Source organism: Variovorax glacialis (assembly GCF_051216375.1).
Lineage (GTDB): Bacteria > Pseudomonadota > Gammaproteobacteria > Burkholderiales > Burkholderiaceae_C > Variovorax.
The window spans coordinates 18,657-43,178 of record NZ_JBPJZT010000021.1 but is presented as its reverse complement, the minus strand read 5'-3'; the positions used below and the strand labels follow the sequence as shown (position 1 = coordinate 43,178).

Annotated in this window: 20 protein-coding genes; 8 read left to right on the top strand and 12 right to left on the bottom strand. The window is 61.2% G+C overall.

The features are described 5' to 3' along the window. The first annotated feature begins 1 nt into the window (after nucleotide 1). Nucleotides 2-976 (top strand): 2-hydroxyacid dehydrogenase, encoded by a 975-nt coding sequence (locus ACSFBL_RS31595; RefSeq protein WP_435519791.1) that lies wholly within the window; start codon nucleotides 2-4, stop codon nucleotides 974-976. A 10-nt stretch (nucleotides 977-986) separates the two neighbouring features. Next, entirely contained in the window at nucleotides 987-1,895 is a 909-nt protein-coding gene (locus ACSFBL_RS31590; RefSeq protein WP_435519768.1) for a LysR family transcriptional regulator, read from the top strand. Nucleotides 1,896-2,879: 984 nt separating this feature from the next. On the opposite strand, the gene ACSFBL_RS31585 is transcribed toward ACSFBL_RS31590, so the two are convergent. From ACSFBL_RS31585 to ACSFBL_RS31570, 4 genes are all read right to left on the bottom strand, one after another. Continuing rightward, complete coding sequence (locus tag ACSFBL_RS31585) at nucleotides 2,880-3,380, bottom strand: Hcp family type VI secretion system effector (RefSeq protein ID WP_435519767.1); 501 nt, start codon at nucleotides 3,378-3,380, stop codon at nucleotides 2,880-2,882. Nucleotides 3,381-3,633: 253 nt separating this feature from the next. Beyond that, entirely contained in the window at nucleotides 3,634-3,909 is a 276-nt protein-coding gene (locus ACSFBL_RS31580; protein WP_435519766.1) for a hypothetical protein, read from the bottom strand. A gap of 643 nt (nucleotides 3,910-4,552) precedes the next feature. Then, complete coding sequence (locus tag ACSFBL_RS31575) at nucleotides 4,553-4,864, bottom strand: type II toxin-antitoxin system RelE/ParE family toxin (RefSeq protein ID WP_435519765.1); 312 nt, start codon at nucleotides 4,862-4,864, stop codon at nucleotides 4,553-4,555. Next, a complete protein-coding gene (locus tag ACSFBL_RS31570) occupies nucleotides 4,861-5,160 on the bottom strand; it encodes a YlcI/YnfO family protein (RefSeq protein WP_435519764.1) in 300 nt (99 codons plus the stop codon). The genes ACSFBL_RS31575 and ACSFBL_RS31570 overlap by 4 nt, the downstream gene beginning before the upstream one ends. Before the next feature lie 584 nt (nucleotides 5,161-5,744). On the opposite strand from ACSFBL_RS31570, the gene ACSFBL_RS31565 reads away from it, so the two are divergent. From ACSFBL_RS31565 to ACSFBL_RS31555, 3 genes are read left to right on the top strand one after another with little or no spacing between them, the layout of a single operon-like run. Then, nucleotides 5,745-6,737 carry a substrate-binding domain-containing protein gene (locus ACSFBL_RS31565; RefSeq protein WP_435519763.1) on the top strand — a complete coding sequence of 331 codons (993 nt, stop codon included), beginning with the start codon at nucleotides 5,745-5,747 and terminating at the stop codon, nucleotides 6,735-6,737. A 4-nt stretch (nucleotides 6,738-6,741) separates the two neighbouring features. Then, nucleotides 6,742-7,482 carry an ATP-binding cassette domain-containing protein gene (locus ACSFBL_RS31560; RefSeq protein WP_435519762.1) on the top strand — a complete coding sequence of 247 codons (741 nt, stop codon included), beginning with the start codon at nucleotides 6,742-6,744 and terminating at the stop codon, nucleotides 7,480-7,482. 32 nt (nucleotides 7,483-7,514) lie between these two features. Further along, nucleotides 7,515-8,540 (top strand): ABC transporter permease, encoded by a 1,026-nt coding sequence (locus ACSFBL_RS31555; RefSeq protein ID WP_435519761.1) that lies wholly within the window; start codon nucleotides 7,515-7,517, stop codon nucleotides 8,538-8,540. 31 nt (nucleotides 8,541-8,571) lie between these two features. Here the strand turns inward: ACSFBL_RS31555 and ACSFBL_RS31550 are convergent, their stop codons facing one another. The 8 genes from ACSFBL_RS31550 to ACSFBL_RS31515 all read right to left on the bottom strand — a co-directional run bounded on the left by ACSFBL_RS31550 (nucleotide 8,572) and on the right by ACSFBL_RS31515 (nucleotide 19,944). Continuing rightward, nucleotides 8,572-9,603, bottom strand: a complete 1,032-nt coding sequence (locus ACSFBL_RS31550) for an aldo/keto reductase (protein WP_435519760.1) — start codon at nucleotides 9,601-9,603, stop codon at nucleotides 8,572-8,574. A 737-nt stretch (nucleotides 9,604-10,340) separates the two neighbouring features. Next, nucleotides 10,341-11,789 carry an IS1182 family transposase gene (locus ACSFBL_RS31545; RefSeq protein WP_435519759.1) on the bottom strand — a complete coding sequence of 483 codons (1,449 nt, stop codon included), beginning with the start codon at nucleotides 11,787-11,789 and terminating at the stop codon, nucleotides 10,341-10,343. 865 nt (nucleotides 11,790-12,654) lie between these two features. Further along, complete coding sequence (locus ACSFBL_RS31540; protein WP_435519758.1) at nucleotides 12,655-13,131, bottom strand: YqhA family protein; 477 nt, start codon at nucleotides 13,129-13,131, stop codon at nucleotides 12,655-12,657. A 560-nt stretch (nucleotides 13,132-13,691) separates the two neighbouring features. Next, nucleotides 13,692-14,252 carry a hypothetical protein gene (locus ACSFBL_RS31535; protein WP_435519757.1) on the bottom strand — a complete coding sequence of 187 codons (561 nt, stop codon included), beginning with the start codon at nucleotides 14,250-14,252 and terminating at the stop codon, nucleotides 13,692-13,694. A gap of 490 nt (nucleotides 14,253-14,742) precedes the next feature. After that, nucleotides 14,743-16,104: a tetratricopeptide repeat protein gene (locus ACSFBL_RS31530; protein ID WP_435519756.1), complete on the bottom strand. Its 1,362-nt coding sequence runs from the start codon at nucleotides 16,102-16,104 to the stop codon at nucleotides 14,743-14,745. Nucleotides 16,105-16,320: 216 nt separating this feature from the next. Beyond that, entirely contained in the window at nucleotides 16,321-16,896 is a 576-nt protein-coding gene (locus ACSFBL_RS31525) for a hypothetical protein (protein ID WP_435519755.1), read from the bottom strand. Between the two features lie 314 nt (nucleotides 16,897-17,210). Beyond that, nucleotides 17,211-18,401: an arginine deiminase gene (locus ACSFBL_RS31520; protein WP_435519790.1), complete on the bottom strand. Its 1,191-nt coding sequence runs from the start codon at nucleotides 18,399-18,401 to the stop codon at nucleotides 17,211-17,213. Nucleotides 18,402-18,519: 118 nt separating this feature from the next. After that, a complete protein-coding gene (locus ACSFBL_RS31515; RefSeq protein ID WP_435519754.1) occupies nucleotides 18,520-19,944 on the bottom strand; it encodes a basic amino acid/polyamine antiporter in 1,425 nt (474 codons plus the stop codon). Nucleotides 19,945-20,706: 762 nt separating this feature from the next. Here ACSFBL_RS31515 and ACSFBL_RS31510 point away from each other — a divergent pair. The 3 genes from ACSFBL_RS31510 to ACSFBL_RS31500 all read left to right on the top strand — a co-directional run bounded on the left by ACSFBL_RS31510 (nucleotide 20,707) and on the right by ACSFBL_RS31500 (nucleotide 24,517). Beyond that, nucleotides 20,707-21,828 (top strand): baeRF11 domain-containing protein, encoded by a 1,122-nt coding sequence (locus tag ACSFBL_RS31510; RefSeq protein ID WP_435519753.1) that lies wholly within the window; start codon nucleotides 20,707-20,709, stop codon nucleotides 21,826-21,828. A 118-nt stretch (nucleotides 21,829-21,946) separates the two neighbouring features. After that, complete coding sequence (locus ACSFBL_RS31505) at nucleotides 21,947-23,434, top strand: Na+/H+ antiporter NhaC family protein (protein WP_435519752.1); 1,488 nt, start codon at nucleotides 21,947-21,949, stop codon at nucleotides 23,432-23,434. A 21-nt stretch (nucleotides 23,435-23,455) separates the two neighbouring features. Continuing rightward, entirely contained in the window at nucleotides 23,456-24,517 is a 1,062-nt protein-coding gene (locus ACSFBL_RS31500; RefSeq protein WP_435519751.1) for a mechanosensitive ion channel family protein, read from the top strand. Nucleotides 24,518-24,522: the final 5 nt, after the last annotated feature.

Below are 24,522 nucleotides of genomic sequence, written 5' to 3'. Positions count from 1 at the left end.
CATGACCTCCGCCCACGTCGTCTTTCTTTATTCGGCTCGGTTTGCGCCCGTCGAGGTTCTTCCCTTGGTCGCCAATGCCATGCCAGCGAACTGCACGATCGACATGGTCGAGCAGGACGAGCCCGCCGCGCGCCGACTCGCCGCAATGGAGCGCGCCGACGTGGTTCTGGCATACCCCGGCAACCCGCTGCCCACGGAGCTTCGTCAAGCCAAGCGACTCAAGCTGTTCCAGCTCATGAGCGCCGGCTATGACTGGCTGGACCTGACGATGTTTCGCGACGCGGGCATTCCGCTGGCCAACAACGGCGGGGCCAACGCGACCACGACCGCCGAACACGCACTGTTGCTAATGCTTGCAGCGCTCAAGCGTCTGCCCCTCCACCACGAAGCCATGCTGCGCGGCGAATGGCTGGGGATGCAGGAAACCGCCAATTTGCGCGAACTGCACGGCAAGGTGCTCGGGATCATTGGGCTCGGGCGAATCGGCCGCCATGTCGCGCGGCTGGCAGTCGCCTTTGGCGCGCAAGTCGTGTACTTCAGCCCTGCACGAGCCCCCAAGGAAGTCGAGCTCGAACTCAAAACCCGTTTGGTAACGCTCGAGCAATTGTTGCGCAGCTCCGATGTCGTCAGCCTTCACGCCTCGCTGAGCGATGACAACCATCGAATGATTGATGGCCGGGCGCTGGCGCTCATGAAGCCCTCCTCCATTCTGATCAACGTGGCGCGAGGTGCACTTGTCGACGAGGCCGCATTGTTCGAGGCCCTTCGCAGCTGTCGAATTGCTGCTGCGGGCCTGGACGTCTTCGAGCGGGAGCCTCTGCCCTGCGACTCGCCGTTGCTCGGGCTGAGCAACGTTGTGTTCACACCTCACGTGGCCGGTGTGACAGTAGATACCTGGAGTCGTCGGCTTGCTCATGCGTGTCAGAATATCGAGCGCGTCATGCACGGGGAGCCCCCCCTGTCACGCGTGGCCTGACTGCACGTGGATGGATACCAAGCGCCTTCGTCACTTTCTAGCAATCTACGAAACCGGCAGTCTGAGTCGCGCTGCCGAATTGGTTTTCGTGACGCAGCCAGCGCTCACGAAAAGCATCAGGCAGCTCGAAGACGAACTTCAGGTCAAACTGTTCGATCGCACTCCCATGGGGGTCGTTCCGACGGCCTTCGGCGAAGCACTCGCGATCCACGCAAAGGCGGTGCGCGCCGAGATGCGCCTGGCCGAAACCCAGATTGCGATGCTGCGTGGTGCCAGCGAAGGCCAGGTTGTCGTTGGGATCACGACGAGCGTCGCCGAAAACCTGATGCCGGTTGCGACCGCCCGCCTGTATGCGTGGCGCAAGGGCATTAGCCTGACCGTCGTCGTCGGCACGGTTGAAGAGCTGATCCCGTCACTGCGCCGAGGTGAATTGGACTTGGCCTTGAGCGGATGGGCAGATCCAAGCGACCCCGATCTGTCCAGCGAAATCGTGTTCCGCGATGAAGTTTCAGTACTTGCATCGTCACGACATCCACTGGCTTCGAAATCCGAGATTCAGTTCAAGGACCTGTTGTCTTTCCCATGGGCGCTGCCGATGCAACGCATGTCCTGGCGTAGCCGCCTCGATCGGATGTTCGTCGACCAGGGTCTCGCGCCGCCGATCGCGTCGGTGTTGAGCAATTCGGCGAGCTATCTGCGCGCCCTGGTTCTGCAGGGCCCGTTTATCGGCGTTCTTCCGCATCGACTGGTACGTCCCGACGAACGTGCTGGCCATTTGGTACCGCTCCCCGTGCCAGGGGCCTCCATTGAGGTGGACATTACCCTCACCTACCGAAATCGCATCGCAATGTCTCCAGCGGCTCGCGCGCTGACCGCGATCCTTCGTGAACTCATTGGCGCAGCGGAATTCGCCGCGTGATTTCTGATTCGATGCCACGGCCGACATGGTCAATATCGGTGAGTCGAGACCCACCGACAGACCGGACGAGGTCTCGAGGTTCTCCCGTTGACGAATCCAGGTGCTCAAAGGCCGCACGTCGGCGCATGATCTCCTGAGCCCGCGACGAAGCGTCGTGCGCGCTGCACTTGCTCAGCGCTGCCTTCCCGGGTTGTCGTACGTTTCGTGCGATCGGTGCGTTTTTGTTTGCCCGCCCGGCATCCGTGCTGGCATGCAAGTTTCCATAGGATAGCGCAGGTCTTAGTCAAGCCCCGCCCTACTGGGGATCGGTCCGCCTGTACATTGGCGGCCGCGCGTTCTGGAGCCGTAGAAGAAAGTAAATCGGGCTCTTCCGAACTTTGTGTGACGGGCAAGCTGCGAAATGCACGGCGAGGAATGTACGGGGTGCTTGGGTCTTCAGGCCTGGCCCAGTTTGATCCCGGGTTGTGCAACTCGGCGGCTTCATCGATGAGTTGAGGTCGACAATATCGATGTGTCCCCTGCGCGATTCATTTCGCGGCCAGAACTCGCAGGCGGAACTCGACACTTGCCCGCCCGTACATCTGGCGCTTGAGGTACTTCAGGCGGTTTGACATGGCCTTCCGTGGAAGTGCGATGTCTGTGGCCTCGGAGTTGGCCCCGGCCCGATCCCGGGCTACTTGGATGACGCCGGAGATGGTCTGACCCGAGTTGGTGTGGAATGCTGATAGAGATCGACGTCGCCATTCGCATGGGGTGCCGTAAATCCGAACGGTTGGCAACGGGGCTTGGAACAGTAAAGCGCTGCGCCGCAAATGCACCGGGCTTGCTGGCACGGGCGGTCAAGATCTGTAACGGTCAAAGTTCTCTGGCCTCGAGGCGATTGTTCGATGGACAGGCGCCAAATGATGGACCACAAGCCGTTGGACGGTCTTGAAACCAAACGGACGTGGTGGCAGCCGCAACCGCTCAACATAGCCTGAGAAATCAGGGGCGCGACGACCAGTCATCGCTCGCCGTGATGCCGCCGTCTTTCCACGTCCAAGTGATCTTCTGGTACGTGAAGGCGATTTCCTCGTACTCCGCATAGCGCGTCATCTCCGGGTCCTTGTTGTTGAGCATCCGAAAGCTGATCGACGCGATGCTCGCGTTGACGAGTTCGATCGTGTAGTGCTGCTTCTCGACCCCACCGCCTGCGGCCGAGGACAACTGCGATGTCCAGAATTCGAGCGTGCAGGTCGGAAAGTTCTCGTTGTTCGCGAGGGCGCTCTGAAGGAGCGGGCTGGATCTGTCGAGCTCTTTCGTGATCACGAGCGGCTTGTGCTGGCGCTTGCCGGTCGCCTGGCCGCTGACAGCGTCGCGCGGGCTGATGACCTCGTGCGAGACCGCGATGACCATGATCTTGCCTTCGCGACCCTTCTGGGTCACGGACCCCTTGATGTCGCCTTGCTTCTGACCCTTGAGGGTGAGGTACGCGTTGAGAGCCATATGGTCAGCCCTATTCCAATCGAACTGGTTTCCCTCATCTCAGTCTACGCCCATGGAGTGCCGGCAGACGATTCAGATGGGCGACGGTCGCACCTTGCTGACCAGTTCGCGCGAAACCGTAGACTTGCGCGCGACGCCCTTCCCTCCTTTAAGCCGCCACGCTCTCAAGGCGCCCCGGTTTGACGGCTTCAGGCCGTCGCACGGGTTTTCTGCCAAAGCACCGGAGGTTCGTTTCTGAGAAGGACCGCGTTGATCAGAACATCGAGGCATGCAAGAGCGAGCCAGGCGCCCTATCGGCGCTCCTGCCGAACCGGGCGCTCGACATCTGCTGGGGCGGGGGAATGCCGCTACGCTGGTGTTGCGCAAGGGACGTCATCCCTGCAACCATCGCTGCGGCGCGCGTTTGCAGAGGACCGCGCGCATAGTCGACCACGGTGCGTTCGTCGCCGTGGCCGTTCAAGTCAACGATCGTCCAGTAGAAGTGCCCCGCACTGGGCTGGTCGACGATCAGTTGCAGTTCCTTGGTCATCGTGGCCGCTCCGGGTATTGCGAAGGTAGGCATTGAATGCTTCTCGGGAAGACCTGGGAAGTGACAAATTCACGAGAGAGCTGGTCGTCACAAACGCTGACATCTCCACACGGCAAACGCTCGAGGCGGAGCGTCGCGGCGCAGGGAGCGAACTGAACGCTGCCGGCTGGGCGTCCAAGACGCTCTAATCCATCATTTATCCGATTTGGTTGGGTGAGCAGCCGCTGACAACACACTTCCCGTGGCATCACGCGCGCGTCCATCCAAAATATTAAGCCTTCGCGTGCGCCGAACCCTCTGGATGAGAATGCGGCCGGCTCAGTTTCCTCTTCGGCGGCAAAGCATGCGTCTCGCCTTGGCAAATCTTGCACCAGGCCTATAGCGCGTCGCACATCACCATTCCGTGCTCAAGCGTCTCGTGGACATGGGAAGCATCATTGGACGAGCCAGATCCCGTCATGGCTTGGAGACGGGCGCTTCCAGACGCGCTTCGATGGCGACTTGCCGAGAGGGTGGATGGTCAGCGCGGTTCTTCCCTCGAGGGGGCGTTGTCGGATGCTCCGTCCTTGGCGGCTCGTCGTAGCGCAAAAGCAAGGCGCCGGGAAAATTGCTTCCTGTACTTCGCAAGCGACGGCGACGATGGCTAATGGTAGTCGTCTTCACGCTGGTGGCGGATCGCGGCAACCACGACCTCGATATCGCTGACGATGCGAAACAGAGCAACGTATCCCGACGCCCCGAAAGGAATGACCAGCTCGCGTTCGAGTCGGTCATCGTCGGCGATGCGGCAGGTGAACGGATTGGTCTCCAGAATCCGCAGTTCGGCGCGGATCGATGCCACTGCGCGTCGCGGCAGATCGAAGTCCCCGTGTTGCAGCGCTGTTTCAGTGAGGAAGTCCTCAAGGCGCATGAGATCTTCAAGGGCCTCGTGCGTCAGGACGACGGTGTATGTCACGAACGAGTGGCGGTTCCGCGCTTCCCGCGCGGAAGTTGCGCGATGCGCTCATCAAGGCGCGCCTGCATCGCATCGAGGGCATCCTTCGCGGAGTAGTACTGACCGTTCTTCTTTGCACGTTCCAGCGAATCGCGACCCCGCGTGAGGAAATCCTGCTGTGATCTGCGCCGCTGAGCCGCTTGCACAGCCGCATTTTCGACAAACTGCGACAGCGTTTCCCCCTGGCGTAGCACGCTTTCGATTTGATCGCGCACGGAGGGCTCGACACGAACGGGCGGCAACTGGGCGGTTTTCATGAAATGAATTGTAGAGCAGATGCTATGCAAACGATAGTCCTGATGCACGGCGCTCGCGGTCCTTGGCATGCGGCAATGACGTCACTGCGGACGCTCATCTGAGCGCGAGCCCTGTCCTGGACGAACGCGACGGCATTCAGAATCAGCACTTACCTTGGCTTGCCGAGATTCGCCACGCGTGACGCATACGTGTCATCGAGCATGGCTGCCGCTCCCGCGGCCGCGATGCGTCGCGCTTTCAGAGCGGCTGTCGCTTCAGTACTAGTGAACGGGCCGACTGCAAACCGCCACGCGGCGCTTCTTGGCTACTTTGCGAGGAGCCTGACTGCTTCCTTTCGCGCCTCTTCCACACGCCCGAGTTCGACAGATGCTGCGATCGTTGCGCGACGCGCGGAGGCGGCGCCAATTTACTACGAGGGCGACCCACCTGCTCGCGGTTCGGGTCTACGCGCTCGACAGCGCCCAGTCCCGGTCCTATAGTCCGCCTTCTCTTGGGTCGCGAACAGCCGCAGAAGAGATCCGCGGCTTGCCAGCGCTGCAAGAGACTTCGACAGTTGTGCATATCCAAAAATCCAGGAGACGCAATGAACAAGTCGGTTCTCAAGTTTGTCGGCGCAGCATTGGCGGCGCTTCTCGTCGCCGCACCGGCGATGGCCCAGAAGAAGACCCTGGCGGTCGTGGTCAAGGGCCTGGACAATCCCTTCTTCACTGTGCTGGGCGACGGCTGCGCGCTCTGGAACAAGGAAAACCCAAGCTCCGAATACACCTGCCTGTACACCGGACCGGCATCGAGCGCGGACGAGGCCGGCGAAGTACAGATCGTCGAAGACCTTATCAACAAGGGGGTGGCAGGCATCGCCATTTCGCCCTCCAACGCGCCGGCCATGGCCACCATGCTCAAGGCCAAGGCACCGAAGATGCCGATCATGACCATCGACGCTGATCTTGCCGCGGCCGACCGGTCCATGCGCAAGACCTACCTGGGCACCAACAACTACGACATGGGCGTGCTGATGGCCAGGCACCTCAAGCAGCTCAATCCCAAGGGCGGCACGGTGTGCATGCAACTGGGCAACGTGGCTGCAGATAACATCAATGCGCGTGCAGCCGGCTTTCGCGACACCATTGCCGGCAAGAACGGGGTCGACCGGCTGAAGGGTGACGGCGGCTGGACCGAGATCGACGGCTGTCCGCTCTTCACCAATGACCAGATCGACCTGGCCAACCAGCAGATGTCGGACGTGTTCACCAAGAATCCAAAGCTCAGTGCCTTCATCCTCGTGGGGGGCTGGGCGCAGTTCGGTCCGTCCGCGTATGCGCAGGTGACGGACCAGGTGATGGCCAGGCTGAAGTCCAAGGAGCTGATCATCATCGCCGGTGACACGCTGCCCCCGCAGCTCGACGCACTGAAGAATGGCCGCAGCCATGCGCAGATCGGCCAACGCCCCTTCGAGATGGGACATCGCGCCCCCGCCGTGCTGATCGACCTCATCGGTGGCAAGAAGGTCGCCGACCCGGTCTACACGGGGCTGGACGAATGCGTGCCGACCAACCTGGACAAGTGCCCGGCGAAGTAGTCGCATGGCTGTCCTGGAGCTCGCCCGGGTCTCCAAGCATTTCGGCGCCATCCAGGCGCTCGTCGACGTCTCGCTGCGCATCGAGCCCGGCGAGGTCGTCGGCCTGATGGGCGACAACGGCGCCGGCAAGTCGACGCTGGTGAAGATCGTCGCGGGCAACTACCCGCCCAGCGACGGCACGGTCATGATGGAGGGCCGTACGGTGGCCTTTCACAAGCCCGCCGACGCGCGCGGCGAAGGCATCGAGATCGTCTACCAGGACCTCGCGCTGTGCGACAACCTGACGGCGGCCGAGAACGTCTACCTCGGGCGCGAACTCACGCGTGGCTTCGGCCCCGTCAAGGTGCTGGACTATCGCGCCATGTTCAAGCGCGCGGCCGAACTCTTCGCCGAGCTGAAGTCGGAGACACGGCCGCGCGATCTGGTGCGCCGGATGTCCGGCGGCCAGCGGCAGGCGGTGGCCATTGCGCGCACCCGCCTGGCCGATCCGAAGATCGTGCTGATGGACGAGCCCACGGCCGCCATCAGCGTGCGCCAGATCGCCGAGGTGCTGAACCTGATCCGGCGCCTGCGAGAGCACGGCATCGCGGTGGTGCTCATCAGCCATCGCATGCCGGACGTGTTTGCGGTGGCAGATCGCATCGTCGTGCTGCGCCGCGGCGTGAAGGTGGCCGACAAGCCCATCGCGCACAGCTCCCCGGAGGAGGTCACCGGCCTCATCACCGGCGCCATCGAAACCGCATGATCACACCCCACCCAACGACAAGGCAGTCCGACATGGCCGCAAGTCTCGAGGACAGCATCGACCGGCGCGTGCATGGCAACTGGCTGAGTTGGCTCGTCAGCCAGCAGACCTTCTGGGTTTCGGTGGCGGCCGTTGTCGCGTTCGTGGTGCTCACCTTCGCGAGCGATGTCTTTGCGACGCAGCAGAACCTCTTCAACGTCACTCGCAACTTCGCTTTCGTCGCGATCATCGCGATCGGAATGACGGCCGTCATCGTCACCGGGGGCATCGACTTGTCGGTGGGCGCGGTGCTCGTGCTGTCGGGCATGGTGGTCGGAATGACCATGCACGCGGGCACATCGATCTGGGTGGCGATTCCGCTGGCCCTGGGCGCATCGTTGCTGGCGGGTGCGATCAATGGCTTCATGATCGCCTACATCGGGGTGCCGCCGTTCGTGGTCACGCTGGGCATGCTTTCCATCGTGCGCAGCCTCGCGATGGTGCTGTCGAACAACCGCATGGTCTACGAGTTCGGGCCGGACCAGCCGAAACTGCTCGCGCTGGGTGGCGGCTTCGTCAACGTGTCACTGCCCTTCGTCGACCCCATCCGGGTGCCAAGCCCGGTGCTCTTCCTGATCGTTCTGCTATTGATCGCGAGCTTTCTGTTTCGCTGGACGCGCTGGGGCCGGCACCTGTATGCCATCGGCGGCAATGAACGTGCGGCGACGATGACGGGCGTGCCGGTGAAGTTGGTGAAGGTGAGCGTCTACATGTTCTGCGCGCTGTGCGCGGGCATTGCGGGCGTGCTCGAAGTCGGCTGGCTCGGCACCGTGACGACGAGCCTGGGACAGGGCATGGAATTGTCGGTGATCGCGGCGTCCGTCATCGGCGGCACCAACCTGGCGGGCGGCATCGGCACGGCCTTCGGCGCCGTGGTGGGCGCGGCCTTGATCGAGGTGATTCGCAACAGCCTGATCCTGCTGGGCATCAGTACCTTCTGGCAGGGCACCTTCGTCGGAGGATTCATCATCGTGGCGGTGCTGTTCGACAGACTACGGGCGCGCAGCGCGAACGAGTGACACGTTGGGCCACACGCGCCTGCAAAGATGCTCAGCCGACCGGTGCGGCCGGACTCAGCAGGCCGGCGGTCTGGAGGTCGCGCCATAGTGCGGCCGGCACGGGCTGATCGGCATCGGTGGAGTTGGCCTGGACCTCCTGTGGCGTCACGCCGCCGAGCAGCACCGTCACGACCGCGGGATGCGCCATCGCGAACTGCAGCGCCGCGCGGCGCAGCGGTGTGGCATGCGCTGCGCAGATCGCCTCGATCTTGCGCACGCGCTCCATGATGTCCTCGGGCGCCGGCCCATACTCGAACTTGGCGCCCGGCACGGCGCCGGTTGCGAGGATGCCGGAATTGAACACACCGGCCAGCATCACGCCGATGTTCTTCTCGAGCGCCAGCGGCAGGAATTCGTCCAATGCGTTCTGGATCAGCAGCGAGCAGCGGCCCGCCAGTATCGCCACGTCTAAATCGCCGGCCTTGGCGAACTTCACCGAGACGTCGGACTCGTTGATGCCGAACCCAATGGCCGCGACGGTCTTCTCGCTGCGCAACCTGTCGAGCGCCTTGTAGGCGCCCTCCATCACCTCCTTGAAGCGCACGGGCGCATCGACCGGGCCGTGCGTCCACACGTCGCAATCGTGAATCAGGAGGATGTCCAGGCGATCCAGGCCGGTGCGCAGCAAAGACTGTTCGACCGAACGCATCGTGCCGTCGTAGGAATAGTCAAAGTGCGGCGCATGCGGATGGCCGCCGGCAAAGCCCGGCGAAAAGACATCGGGATTCTTCGGCGGTGGCTTGGCAAGGGCATCCATGACTCGCCCGACCTTGGTCGAGACGATCACGTCCTTTCGCGGCAGGTGGCGCAGGCCTGCACCCACGCGCGCTTCGGCCAGACCGTTGCCGTAGTGCGGCGACGTGTCGAACACGCGCACCCCGCTGGCGTAAGCCTGTTCGACGGTGACGATGCAGGTTTTCTCGTCCAGCAGTTCGTACAGATCGCCCAGGGGTGCGGTACCCAGGCCGAGGGCCGAGAAGGCGAGTTCCGTTCCATTGCGAGTCGTGAAGCGGCGTGACTTCATCGCGTTTCTCCTCGTCGGATTGCGAGTGGAAGGCCCGCGCAGAGCATAGCGCGTACGCGCCAGGGAGATATCGGCAGCGATGACCCGCTGCAAGGCAACGCTGGCAAGTCGGCGCGCAGATGCGACGGTCGACGAACGTACGCCGCATTCGAGTACATCCGCGAGCGGCGCGTAGACTTCCGGTCTCATGCGCGATGACCGATCGGCATGGGCTTGCCCGCCCCGACGTGTGGAGAACGAAATGTCCAAGGTTGCAAACGTTGCACTTCTGTGCACCCTGATCGTCCTGACAGGCTGCTCGGGCATGCCCCCGCCCCCGCCGCGCCAACCTTCCGCGTGTTCGACCCAGCCCGGTGGTTATGCCTGCCAGGTCGAGCGTATGTCTCGCGCCGGTGGCGGGTGATGCCCCGAGTCCACAAATGAAGACGGTCAGTAGATGAGCTGCCCCGTGCTGGTGCCACCCAATATGACCGACGCGCGCTGCCATGGAAGTGCAAGCCATCACCACGCTGCTTTTTGATCCATCAACTCCGCAGACACGGTGGTCAGCACGTCGTTTGCTCGTCTGGTTGTGATGGAGGTCGTGTGAAAACTGCGTTGGACTTGCCGGTATGCCGAAACGGGGCCTTGTGGTCGCCAATCAGCGCCTCGGAGCCATCCAGTGGTCTCGTTGCACAGGCAAGGCGGCCGAGCTCGTGCAAGGCCGCTACGTAAGCCGCGAAGGTCATCGAAGGGGCTCACGCCCCCATCAATCTCATCGCCTTCATCGTTCTGGCAATACCCAGGGTCGCGATGACCCTCTTCAGGTTGTAAGCCAGCACGTGCAGACTCATCTCGGTGTTCACGTGCTCCAAATTCTTCATCAGGAAGTGCGTCCAGCCCATCCAGTGTTTGAGTGTGCCGAACACATGCTCCACGGTACATCGTCGCAGCGTCATAGCCATCGGCTTGCGGTCCAGGCGTTGCTGAACGCGTTCGAGCACCTCCTCGTGCTCCCATCGACGAATGCGCCGATACGCGCTCGTCGTGCACTGGCCTTTGATCAGGCACTTGGGGCAAGCGCTGGTCCAGTAGACACGAAGCTCGTTGCCGTTCTTCTCCAATGTGTTGAACCTGTAGATGGCTCGCTGCCCCGCGGGACATTGGTACTCATCGTCCTTCGCGATATAGATGAAGTCGCCCTTGTCAAAGCGCCCCTCCGCCTTCGCGTTCGAGGTCATCGGTTTGGGAACGTAGGTCGTGATGCCCACGTCCTCGCAGTCCTTGAGCTCCTTGCCGCTGAAGTACCCGCGATCGGCAAGGGCCTGCAGCTTGGTCTTGCCCATCGCCTCGCGCGCGGCCATTGCCATATTGCTGAGTTGCGAGCGATCGTTGCCGTCGTTGGTGACCTCGTGAGCGACGATCAGGTGGTGCTTGGCATCGACCGCTGCCTGGACGTTGTAGCCCACCAGGCCCGAGCCCTTGGCCTGCGAGTTCATCGAGCGCGCATCGGGATCGGTGGTCGAGCGCTGGCCGTCGGGCTCGTGCTTGAGCTCCTCCTTGGTCCGATCCAGTTCCCGCATTTGCTCGCGCAGCTTCTTGATCTTCTCCGTCAACCGCTCGGTCTTGGCCTCGGCCTCTGCGGGCTGCGTGCGATCTGCCGTCTCCATGGCATCGAGATAGCGTTGGATGCTCTGCTCGATCTGTCGCTGGCGCGCGTCGATCTTGCCGGGGGTGAAGTTGCGATCGCGACTGTTGACTGCCTTGAACTTGCTGCCATCGATGGCCACGATGGCGTGAGTGAACAGCTTGAGCTCTCGGCACATGCCAACGAAGCGCTTGCAGACATTGCGGATGCCAGGACCGTTGTCGTGACGGAAGTCGGCAATGGTCTTGAAGTCCGGCCTCAGTCGGCCGGTGAGCCACATGAGTTCGACGTTACGCTGGGCCTCGCGCTCCAAGCGACGGCTCGACTGGATGCGATTGAGGTAGCCGTAGATGTAGAGCTTCAGTAGGACCGACGGGTGGTATGAAGGACGCCCGGTCGGAGCCGGCTCGACGCCCTCGAAACCCAACGCCTGAAGGTCCAGTTCCTCGACGAAGACGTCGACGACTCGCACCGGGTTGTCCTCACCGATATAGTCGTCAAGGCATTCGGGCAGCAGCGTCACCTGCTGTCGGTCCTCGCCTTCGATGAATCGCTTCATAGGCCACCTCGCTCTGACGGGTTGGCGAATTTTATTTTGAGTGAGACGATCAACGAAGCGTTTTCACACAGGCTCGATGGAAAACTGCCCTTGTCGCGCGGCAGTTGCATCGTTCTCGGCGCCTTTTTTAACAATTGTCATGCGAGTGTTGTCATACCATCTTCAATCTTCGGAGCGATGTCCGTCGCTTTGGCGTGAGTCGACGTTTCATTTGAACGTTGATGCAGTTGATGCTGCCAAAGCATTGAGAACCCTTTCGGCAATCAGACGCCGCCATGCTCGCGCGTTGCGGATGGCCGATGATGGCCCTGTGCGAACCTATGCCAAGGAAAACGCTTACTGAACCGCTCGGAGCGTTCCTGCTCGGTCATGACGTGGCGACGCTGGCCGCTGTCCTTCTCGAACTGGCAGAGGTGACGATACGGTCAGGGACCACCTGCAGCGCCTTGAACTGGCCGACCGGCCGGAAAAGCTGGGCGGAGGCTTCAGGAAGATTTTTCGGTCTGGCGAAGCTCGACTCGGTTGCGCACTCAACCTAGGTCAATCTCCGCGCCAGGTATGCCTGAGTCCGGTCGGATTTTGAGAGTTCCACCGGCAGCACGTGCATCGAGCATCCAACGGCAGCTTCCGGGCCCCATGCCGTCCGCCGTAAGCCGGGTTCGGGCCCTGAAGACGATCCGGGGGATTTCCCCGTCGCCGGAAGTTGACGTTCGGGCCTCAACGACCGTCGCAGTTGACTGCAGAAGCCGTGCGCTGCAGCACCCCGAAATGGCTGCCATCCTCGCCCAGGTGGGTCAGTTTTACATCGGCGCTAACAGGCAGGTGTTGAAGCTTTGAAGGTAGGGGCCGATGGGGGCCTACGTCACTACTGCCTTCGCGCGTTGTTCTTCATCAGGAAGAAGGTCAGTGCCAGCACCACAAGCGCTAGCCCGGCGCCGAATGCGGCGATGTCGCTGCCACCCTCCCAGGCGACGACCTCGCGCAGGAACAGGACCGACAGGACGGCAATGACCACGCTCACCAGGTTTCCCTTGAGATCCTCGAGGTTGTGGACTTCCAGCCATTTGGGCAGCGGTAGCTTGTCGTCGATGAACAGCGAATAGAGGCCGATGCTGATGAGGTAGACGGCAATGCCGATGAGGAAGACGTCGACAGCTTCGACGATGCCCACCGCGAAGATCTTGACCGCCTTGGCTGACGCGGTGCCGCTGCGGATGGCCTCGATGAAGGTCGAGCACAGTGCGACCGCCTCGTACAGGATCAGCGCCACTGAACCGAGGAAGGTTCCGATCACGGGAATGATCATGATGTATCGGCTCGACGCCAGGACTCGTCGCATCATCGGAAGACCTCCTCCAGTTGAGCCGCCGGGCGCGAGCAAACTCGTTTCGCATAAACACTCCCGGCCCTTTTTCCGCATACTGGCACGCTGCTCGTCGGTGCCTCAACGGCCGACCCAGGGCACGCCGCCCGCCTTCGTGTCGGGCTACGACCGTGAACGCGCGTTCCCGGCGCTGGAATTGGCCACGCTTTTTGGCCTGCATCGATCTATGCGCAACGGCTCGGTGTGGATCGAACACAACCTCACCTTTCGTGGCCGAGAGCGCCTGCTGCCCGCCGAGCGCTGGCAGGCCGCAGCCAACCGGCCAACAAAAGCCGTAGTCAGAGCGCAGGTCGCCGACGCCTTTGCCCATGCTCTTGCAGTCGCCGCGGACCCTACTCGTTGCAATGCGACAAAGGCGGGCCCAAATGATCGAACAGTCTCTCAGCTTATGTGGCCACTTTGTCAAAAGCTAATCGCCGTCGCTTTGGGCGTAAAAGTAGCTCTACACGCCCCGGCGTGCAACTTTAGGATGTTGGGCACTCCGCGTACCCTGCGACATCGACGATCATGTCTATGGATCATGCCATGGCCTTCCTAAATATGGTGACGAGCGCGGCAACGACGGCCAGTTGCACCGGAATAATGATGATGACCAAAGTTGCCCCGAGGAATATGATTTTTTCGATGCGTTCCGCTGTGTGAGTGGAATCTTCAAGCCTCTCAAGAAAAATTGAACGCCAAGATTCCATCGATTTGGTCGTTCCGTTTCCAAGCCCGAATTCTCGGACCAGATTGCGCGGCCATCCTGTACGGATTTGAGCGTACAGAAGCCCACCAATTATCAATAAGTTCGCTATCAGCAAAGTGATTGCAACAATCGGGAAGTGAGAAACATACGCATGATGGAAGCGAAGGAGAGGATCATCAAGCAGCGAAGGGTCAGTTGCGAGACTTTCTTCGGGCGACACAAAGAAGAGCGCTAACGCAGAGCCAGACAAGGTGAGAAGCAGCGATAGTATTCTTAGTCCGATGGTCAACTCGGCCAGCGCCTCGGCGTCCCTGCGCTCGATCTGAGCGAATATGACGCCTAAGTCGCCACCTTCGCGGGTTAATGCATCCCAAAATGACAGGGCACTCATTAAGTGGATTTTGCGACGGTCTCTGGGAGTAAAGCAAGTCAACTTTCGCTCGCTGAAGCGGAAAAGACGCGAAGGGTGTGGAGAGGTGGCGCCGCTGTCAAAAAGCGGAACGGCTTCGTTGGTCCGAATTACCACCTCGCGTTTGCGTTCGTCGTAAGCGACGCCCGCTCGCCATCTCTCGCGGCGATGTCAAACCCCCGGGACTCCCGGATTAGGTGCTCATGGGGCGACGTGTGGGATGAATGCAAAAGTTGATGGCGCGAGGAGCGTGCAATGCGATCACCGGGTGTTCCGTTGCGTCGGATCACGAGGATTGCGCTGCCCCATGCGAGGAACAGGGGCGGCAAGCTCTGTGGCCGAGTGATGCGTGATTGCGCTGCGCGCCGGTCGCAACTTCAGGCGCTACCTGGAGGGCCACAGACCTTAAGTCGCGGCAGGGCCAGCGCGACATCTTCTGACGCCGCCGACACGAGCGGCCATTCATGTGCTTCTAGAAACTCTTGCGCACATTCAGCCAAATCTCGGTCGAGCTGTAGTTCAAGCCGATCGAGTTGCTCTGATCGCGGATCCAGAGCAACTCCGGCCGCAGCGTCCATGTCGGCGCGAACTCCCACACCAGATAGGCCCCCACTTCGTACAGGTTGTCACGACGCCGCAGCAGGACTGCGTTGCCGAGCGTATCGGGGTGGAAGTGGATGTTGTCCGAGTTGTAGGCATCCCGCTCCCACCACACAAACGTCCCCCAGCTCCACTGCTTGTTGACCGTGAAATCCAGCGCGGCGGTGGCGCCGAAGACGTCGGACGAGCCGTCTGGCCTGCTCGTTGCGTAGTTGTGGCCGGCGTGCCCAGTGACTGAGAAACTTCCGTCACCCTCCATGAATGAGCGAATCCAACCCGCGGAAACCAGCGCCGTGGTCCGGCTCCTGGCGCGGAGAGGGCCCTCAGGGTATCGCCGCCGTCGCACATCCGCGCTGAGGGTGAATTGATTGTCCGGGTCATACCGCATGCGATAGTCCGTGTAGATCGAAACATCGTTGCGGTAGTCGCCGTCGCCACGATAGCTCGTGCGGCCTCTGAAGCCTGCGGCGAGATTGTTCTCGCCAAACGCCCTGCTGCCGGCCAGATTCCAGCGCAGGTCGGAGTCGCTCCGGCTGTCGGCGTTGTCATAGTTGCGGTAGCGATAGTCCAGCGTGGCGTCAATGGAGTAGCCGTTCTGCAGCGCGTAGTTGATGCCGCCGCCCCCGCGCGCGTTGTAAAAGGTGTCGCGCCGGTCGCCGCCGCCAAGCGCGCGCGTCCCGACGGTCTCGTTGACGCGGTACTGGCCGATGCCGGTCTCCAAGTAGGCGAAATGCGTCAGTGGCTTGTTCTCGTCGAGCGACTGGCGCGCCGCCTGGTCGTAGATCTCGTCTTGCGACATAACGTCTTGCGGCAAGTTGTCGAAGCGAAGCACGGTCTCGAACTCGATCTTCGCTTCAGCGTACCGGCCAAGCAGATAGTACGCACGACCTAATCCAAGGTGCGCCGGCGGAAAGTCAGGTCGAGTCGCAAGACTGCGTTCGAAAAGCGCCTTTGCCTCGTCGCCTCGTTCCAGGCCGAGAGCGGCGCGGCCGAGCAGATAGGTGACGTCGGCGTCGCTAAGACTTGCGAAAGATGCTAGGAGTTCGTAGGCGTCCTGATACATACCGTCGCCGACCAGCTGCCTGGCACGTGCGACATCGGGGTCGGCGGCGAAGGTCGCATTCGTCCCCAGCACTATTGTCAAGACGAAAAATGCTCGCGCGACTGATCGCCAATACGGGTGGAGTGGTCCGCGCATTTCGGCAATGACCCCTAGCAGCATTTCGATGAGCATTCCCGACCTCCCTCCTGATGATGAACAACTGCCTAAGTTGCGCATTCGGGCGTCACCAAGCCGGCAACTTGTCGCAGTCAGCCGCCGCTGCCGCTGCCGGCTGCACAGGCACACTGTCGACAAGGCAGAGCATGTCGATTCCCTCGTGCCGGACGGACGCAGCAGAAGGCTGCGAAGGGTGTGTAGTGAAGCAGGTGTGCTGCATATCGCCTTCTCTCAAGCCAGCAACCCTTTCTGGCTGCCTGAGCGGACGAGCCGGACCTTGATCTTGCTCAGTCGCTCGTAGAGTCCCGCTTCGGCGCGAACCGGCCACCAGTCGTACAGGAATATCTCCATCGGCCGCCACAAAGCGACCCAGGCACCGATCACCAGACTCTCGTGAATCAGGGTGGCATAGCGGGTCTTGCTGATGACGCCGGCGATCAATTCGCCAACGATCGCGGCGCCACCAACGAACAGCACGCCGATCAGCAGGCTGATGCGTCCAATCCGAAACAACTTGCGCAGGCCGCGCCGGGTGGCCAGTGCGCGTTGGCGGAAGTATTCGTCAACAGCGTCCTCGAGCATCGCTGCGTCGGCGTCGGACACGTACTCCACATCAAGGTGCACGACCAGTTCGAGACGTCGCCTCGGCGGCACTTCCTGCGCCCAGTCCACGATATAAGCCAGCGCTTTCCCATCAAGATCACGCTCGCGGAAGGGCGCCGGGTCCATTGAGTTGAACAGCTGCCTAAGGTCGGCCACATGCAGGTCGAGCACGGCGCTGACGGCAGATGTTGCGGAAGCCTCCATAGGGTCAGCTCATCAGCCGGAGGCGTCGATTGAGCCGGTTCGACCGCGGCTGGAGGCAGGGTCGGCGTATTTATGCAGGATGCCGCGGCGCGCACCATCAGCAAGAGCGCCGGGCGACTTCGCCACCTGGCCGCGCAGGTCTATACTTTGGGAATCTAAGCACAGCAGAACGGAGTCGCCTCGAACTTGATGATCAGGTCGGCTAACGCAACTCCAGAAAGACGAAGACGCCGATAGGCCGGAGGTAGCGAAATTGTCGGACAGGCAAAACCTCCGACGAGGCATGGCGTTCCCTTTTTCGCCGAGCAGTACGTTCAGAATTCCACCGGATCTCGCACGATCGGGCAGGTCATGCAGTGGCCGCCGCCACGGCCGCGTCCGAGTTCGGCGCCCACGATGGTGATCACCTCGATGCCCTGCTTGCGCAGCAGCGTGTTGGTGTAGGTGTTGCGGTCGTACGCATAAACCACGCCCGGCGAGGCGCACACCAGGTTGGCGCCGCTGTCCCATTGCGTGCGCTCGCGCTGGTAGTCGCTGCCGCCGGCTTCCACGACGCGCAGCTTCTTGAAGCCCAGCGCCTGCGCCACGACGTCGACGAAGGGCTTGTTCTCGGCATGCAGTTCGACGCCGCTCGGATGGCTGCTCGGACGGTACGAGTACGTCCGCGTCTGATTCATGAAGTCCGGCGCGAGCAGCACGCAGTCGCGGTCGGCGAAGGTGAAGACCGTGTCGAGGTGCATCGCCGCACGGATCTTGGGCATGGCCGCGACGATGACGCGCTCGGCGGCCCCTTTCTTGAACAGCGTGGCCGCCAGTTGGCTGATGGCCTGGCGCGAGGTGCGCTCGCTCATGCCGATGAGCACGTTGCCCTTGCCGATGGGCATGACGTCGCCGCCTTCGAGCGTGGCCAGGCCGTGATCCTCGGTCGGATCGCCCCACCACACGTTCACCTTGCCGGAGAAGTCGGGATGGAACTTGTAGATCGAGGTCGTGAGGATGGTCTCTTCGTGGCGCGCGGGCCAGTAGAGGGGATTGAGCGTCACGCCGCCGTAGATCCAGCAGGTGGTGTCGCGGGTGTAGAGCGTGTTGGGCAGCGGCGGCAGCAGGTACTCGGTGGCACCGGCGGCCTCGCGCGCGACCTCCAGCGCCTTGCCGCCGTGCGTCTCTGGAAAGTCGTGGGTCGACAGGCCGCCGATCAGCGTCTCGGCCAGCGCGCGGTTGTCGAGCCCTTCGAGGTAGCTGCGCAGTTCGTCGATGAAGCCGAGGCCCACCTGGTTGGGCACGACCTGGTTGTCGAGAATCCACTTCTTGCCTTCGGGCACAGCGACGGTCTCTGCGAGCAGGTTGTGCATCTCCAGCACTTCGACGCCGCGGTCGCGCATCTTGGTGATGAAGTCGAAGTGGTCGCGCTTGGCGTTCTCCACCCAGAGCACGTCGTCGAAGAGAAGCTGGTCGCAGTTGCTGGGCGTGAGCCGCGAGTGCGCGAGGCCCGGTGCGCACACCATCACTTTGCGTAACTGGCCGACCTCCGAGTGCACGCCGAACGTCGTTTCCTTGCCTTCTGCAGTCGTCATGATGACCTCCAAAGATTAAAACGATGAACCGATTTACCAACCCGTGCGACTAGATGCTGATGAACCCTGTCGCCAGTCCATAGATTCCGATTGCAGCACCCAACACGGCGATGATGAAGACGATCCAGTCAGTAGGGGAGAACACCGTCTTCTTCTGCTCACGTCGGGCCCAGATGTAAAGCACCGTGCCGGGCGCATAGAGGACTGCGGACAGCAGGATGAACTTGAGGCCGCCGGCGTAGATCATGAAGACCGTGTAGACCACGGCGATCGACGCGATGATCAAATCTCGCTTGCGCTCGCTCGGTCTCAGCTGATAGCTCTCGCCGCGCTTGGAGATCATCAGGCCGTAGCCTGCCACGAACAGGTACGGGATCAACGCCATCGAACTCGTAAGATTGAGCATCAGCGCGAAAGCATCGCTCGAGAAGTAGGTGGTGATGACGAACATCTGAATGATGATGTTGGTCAGCCACAGCGCATTTGCCGGCACTTTGTTTTTGTTCTCTTTAACGAAAATCGCAGGCATGTCACGGGTTTTGGCTGCAGTGAACATGACCTCTGCACAGATCAGCGACCAGGCCAGATACGCGCCGAGCACCGAGACAATCAGGCCGACGCTGACGAAGATGGCGCCCCAGGGCCCGACCACACCTTCGAGAACCGTTGCCATTGAGGGTTGGCGCATGCCCGCTATGTCGGACCGCGGCAGCACGGCGTAGGGCAGCATCGACACCAGTACCATCAGCGTCGTGACACTGATAAAGCCCAGGATGGTGGCCTTGCCCACATCTGTGCGCTCCTTGGCAAATCGCGAATACACGCTCGCGCCTTCAATACCCAGGAAGACAAAAACCGTCACCAACATGGTCGCTCGCACTTGTTCGAAGATGCCTACCTGAACGCCCTCGCCGCCGTAAAAGTTGGCGCGGAACAGGTCCATCTTGAAGGCGAAGACCATGACCACGATGAACACCACGATTGGAATGATCTTGGCCACGGTCACAACGCTGTTGATGAACGCCGCCTGTTTTACACCTCGAAGAATCATGAAATGGAAGGACCAAATTCCGAGAGAGGCAACCAAAATCGCGGCGACAGTGTTGCCCTCACCGAAGATTGGAAAGAATGCGCCAAGCGTGGACTTGATCAGTACCCAGTACGAGACGTTTCCGATGCAGCTCCCGATCCAATAGCCAAACGCGGACAAGAAACCCGGGTAGTCGCCGAAGCCAGCCTTTGCATAGGCGAAGACGCCCGCATCGAGCTCTGGCTTTCTCTCCGCCAGTGCCTGAAACACTCGCGCCAGCATGTACATGCCAGTGCCCGCGATAAGCCATGCGATGACGGCACCGAAGGGCCCTGTGGCGTTTGCAAAAGTCCTTGGCAGGGAAAAAATCCCGGCACCGATCATGCCACCCACCACCATGGCGGTGAGCTGCATGCGGGACATCTTCTGCTCATTCGAAGCCATGGAATCCGCCTTCTCCAAGGGTGGTGACTTTAGAGCGGGTCGCACTCTCAGCCTGAAGGAGTTGTCATCGAGTTGTCACATTACTTCCGATGCGTAGGCAAACGTGCCCAAAGAACGCCCTTGGCTTTTTCCGACTCTCAAACGGTCGGATCGCAGCATCAATGCGTCCGTTTTCTTTGTCAAGCGCCGCATCACTGAGACAGCCTCGATAGGCTGAGTTCATGACGAATGCATGCACCCGACAGAGAGGTCGTGGGCGGCAACGAACTTCTGTGGATTCGCCGCGAGACGCCAATACGCGCGACGCGCGGCGCGAATGAATCCTCGAATGTTGCGTCGGATCGTGTGTGCAGTGACTGTGTTTACCCGGTGATCCAGTTGCCGGTCCGATGCGTATAACGCGACCCCGAAGAATCGCGCTCCTCGAGATGACCATCAAGCGCTAACTGGCGGCACTAATTCGGTCTGTTACACCTGCCCGCCATTCGCGCTGGGCTGGGCGGTCGCCCACAACGTCACGGTGTTAGAGCCCCTTCTATGTTGGTAGTGACGGTTCGGAAGACTTGCCAAAGATCAGAAGTTGGCGGACAGTCTTGCGACCATTCAAAGCATGGCTGGTCAGTGCTGCCAAGATCTCAAAACCTTCAGCCTCAGTAGTGCAGCGGATAGAGCGATGCCCTCCGAAGGCGTGGGGCGCAGATTCGACTTCTCCCGAACGCGCCACTGTTGTTAAGTCGGCCAGAAGAATCTTTGGAGAAATCTATGCTTCATCTCGACATCCCGACGCGCGAACAGATCGATGTTCTTTTTCGGACGCGCGTCGATGCCTGCGTCTCGATCTACCTTCCGACGACCCAGTTGTCCCAGCACACCGACGCGAGCCGGATACAACTTGGCAACTTGTTGAAATCCGCGATGCAGCAGCTTGATGACGCGGGTATCGAGCGCAAACGTCGCCTGCCGATTGAGGAAAACATCGAAGAGTTGATCGCCGACTACGAGTTCTGGCGCTTCCAAGCCAACAGCCTTGCGATCCTGGCCACGACCGACCACATCTGGACTTTCAGGCTTGCAACCAGCCTTCAGTCGCAGGTCGAGGTATCCGGGCGCTTTCATCTGAGCCCGTTGGTGCGGGCCGTCACGTTCCCGCACGCAGCGTTGGTCTTGGCCTTGTCCGAGAACCAGGTTCGCCTGATCGAATTCTTTGCCGAGGGTGCACCTGTCGAAGTGCAGGTCGCTGAAATGCCCACAGATGCCGCGAGTTCAGCAGGCCTTGACACTATCAATGATCGGTCGCCCAGCGGTAGGATCACCGGGTCCGAAGGTAAAAAGGTGCGCTTGGTGCAGTTTGCGAGGAAGGTGGATGCGGCGCTCCGGCCCGTCCTCTCCGGGATTAAGCTGCCCCTCTTCTTGGCGTCGGCAGAGCCATTGGCCTCAATCTTCCGCACGGTCTGCAATTCGGTCGAACTCGCGGCCGAGGGAGTCGCCGGCAACGCCGAGAGGAGCACTGCGCTCGAACTCGCGGCGGCCGCGCGGCCTTTGCTCGATCATCTCTACGCGCGGCAACTCGAAGAACTTCGTTCGCAATTCAGTTCGCGCCTGCAGATTGGCCGGGCCACCAGCGATCTTGCCGACGCGGGGCGGGCGGCCGCACTGGGCGCGATTGACACGCTCTTGATCGATATCGACGCGACGGTTCGCGGGACCTATGACGAAACAACCGGCGCGATCACCTTGAGTGATGCATCGTCGAAGGACACTTATGGGGTTTTTGACGCGATTGCAATGTGCGCTCTTGCATCAGGGGCGCGTGTGCTCGGGGTGCGGGCACAGGACCTGCCAGAAGGGCAACACCTTGCAGCAATTTTGCGTTTCTCTCTATGACATGACTCGCGCGAAACTTGGGCGGGGGCTGGACTCAGCATATGCCCGTCTGCGGTGATGCGACGCTCTGTTTCCGATGCGCGGCACGTGATGTCTTGAACTTTGGGGAAGGGTATCGATGAACCGGCCAGAGAACGTGCAGCAGGTCAGCCTGACCGAAGCGATCATTCCGATCGCCAGTCTCGTTTTGCTGGTAGGGCTGTCCTACTTCCTGTTTGGAGACGCCGGCGCCGGCGGGCCGAATCAAGTCGCGTTGATCGTCGCCACGATGATCGCCGTTTTCATCGGGTGGCGCCGCGGCCATTCGCTTGCGGCGCTGGGTGAGGCAGCTTCGGCAAGCGTGAGCACTGGCATCGGAGCCATATTCATCTTGTTCGCCGTTGGCGCCTTGGTCGGCGCTTGGGCGCTCAGCGGAACTATCGTGGCGATGGTTTACTACGGACTCAAAATCCTCAGCCCGAACTATTTCTACGTCACTGCCGCGGCGCTGTGCGCCGTCATTTCGTTCAGCATCGGGAGTTCTTGGACCGTCGCCGGCACCATTGGCATCGGCTTGATGGGCATCGCGGAGAACATGGGACTGAACTCCGCGATCGCGGCTGGCGCGGTCGTCTCGGGGGCCTATTTCGGCGATAAGTGTTCGCCGATTTCCAGTTCGCCAACGCTTGCTGCCACCGCGGCCGGCGTCGACAACATCTATCTCCACATTCGGGAGACCCTGCTGACATCGGTCGTTGGGCTGGCGATCACGTTAGCAGTCTTCCTGCTACTTGGTAAGCCCGGCGATTTCGATGCCGGCCAGCAGCTCGCGTCGATGAGCAGCGCATTCCACATGTCGCCTGTCTTGTTTCTACCGTTGGCGGCGGTGGTCACCATGGCGCTGTTTAAGTTCCCGCCTTTCACCTCCATCTTTCTTGGCGCGATCGCAGGCGGCCTGCTCGCAGTTATTGTCGCGCCCGAGCGGGTGGCGGCGTTCGCTGCTGCACGTGAAGGGGTGCCGTACTGGCTCGCTTTGCTGAAGGGGGTTTGGTTGGCACTTGCCAGCGGCTACAGTGCCTCAACCGGGTATGCATCGTTGGACGTGTTGGTGTCACGCGGCGGCATGGAAAGTATGCTCGATACAATCTGGCTGGTTATCACGGCTCTGGCGTTTGGCGGCGTGGTGGAGAAGTGCGGTGTTCTTGATCGCCTCATTTCGCCCGTCATTCAGAAGGCGAAGTCGGACGGCGCCTTGGTTGCCTCGCTGGTCGCCTCAGTCGTTGCGACCAACGCCGCCACTGCGGACCAATACATTGCCGTTGTGCTTCCCGCGCGGATGTTCAGGATCGCCTTTGCAAGCCGAGGCCTCGCTCCCGTTTGCCTTTCTCGAGCCGTGGCCGACACGGCAACCCCCACTTCGTCACTGATTCCGTGGAACAGCTGCGGCGCCTATATGGCTGCAACGTTGGGAGTTGCCACGCTCAGCTATGCGCCCTACGCGGTCTTCTGCTATGTAAGCCCTGTGCTCACGGTCGCCGTTGCTTACGCTGGCATACGAATGTTGCGACTGCCCAAACCGACGGATTCTAGGCAGTCAGAACCGACAGTTGGATCAGCCGACCAGTAGCGCCCGCGCCTCGGTTCGATCATGGTCCGGCAACTTGCCTCCAACGCTTGGTTCGTGCCGTTTCTGGCGGCCCTGCTCGTTACGGCGCTAGCCTTGCTGGTGCACCACGCGAGCGGCCCGGTGCTAGAGCGCATGACCCGCTTGATGCCGGTCCTGCATGCAACTCTGCTCAACATTCAACGCCCCGCGAAGGCCGTCCTGCCGTTGGGGGCCCTCCTGGCATTGTGGCAGGCGCTCCCGCAAGAGCTGAGTTACCTCGGCAATGTTCGACATCTCAATGGGATTTGTTTAATCGCCGCGGCAACCTGGCTCGTGATTCGCGCGGTCAGTGGCTTTGCGGACGGCACGATAAAACAGCATGCGGCCGACATTCGAGAGAATCTCGAATCCCGCCGCTTGTTCACCCAAGCCCGGGTTTTGGCGCGCACTGCCAATTCGGTCCTTCTGGTAGTCGGCGCAGCGTTCATTTTGATGACCTTTCCTGGCGCGCGCGAAGTAGGGGCCAGCTTGCTGGCGTCGGCCGGCCTTGTTGGTATCGTGGCTGGCTTTGCAGCTAGGCCCGTTCTCAGCAACTTTATTGCCGGCTTGCAGATCGCGCTGGCGCAGCCCATCCGGATCGACGACGTGCTGTTGGTTGAGGGCGAATGGGGACGGGTCGAGGAGATCAACGGTACGTGTGTGGTCCTGCGCATCTGGGATGACCGCCGGCTGATCTTGCCCCTGACCTACTTTGTCGAAAGGCCGTTTCAGAACTGGACGCGCCACGACTCGCGGTTGCTTGGCTCGGTCTTCGTCTTCGCCGACTACGCCATGCCGCTAGCGCCGCTACGGGCGGAGGTCGAGCGCATCGTCAAGGCAGCACCCGAATGGGACGGCCGATTCTTCAACCTGCGAGTGACCGACGCCACAGAACGCGCGATGCAGATTCGCGTGCTCTGCACCGCAGCCTCATCCGCACTTGCGTTCGACCTGCGCTGCACGGTGCGCGAAGGCCTGATTGATTTCATGCAGCGTGAGTACCCGCAATACCTGCCAAGGTTACGGACCAACTCCGACGCCGCCAAGGCGCTCGAACAAATTTGAATGAA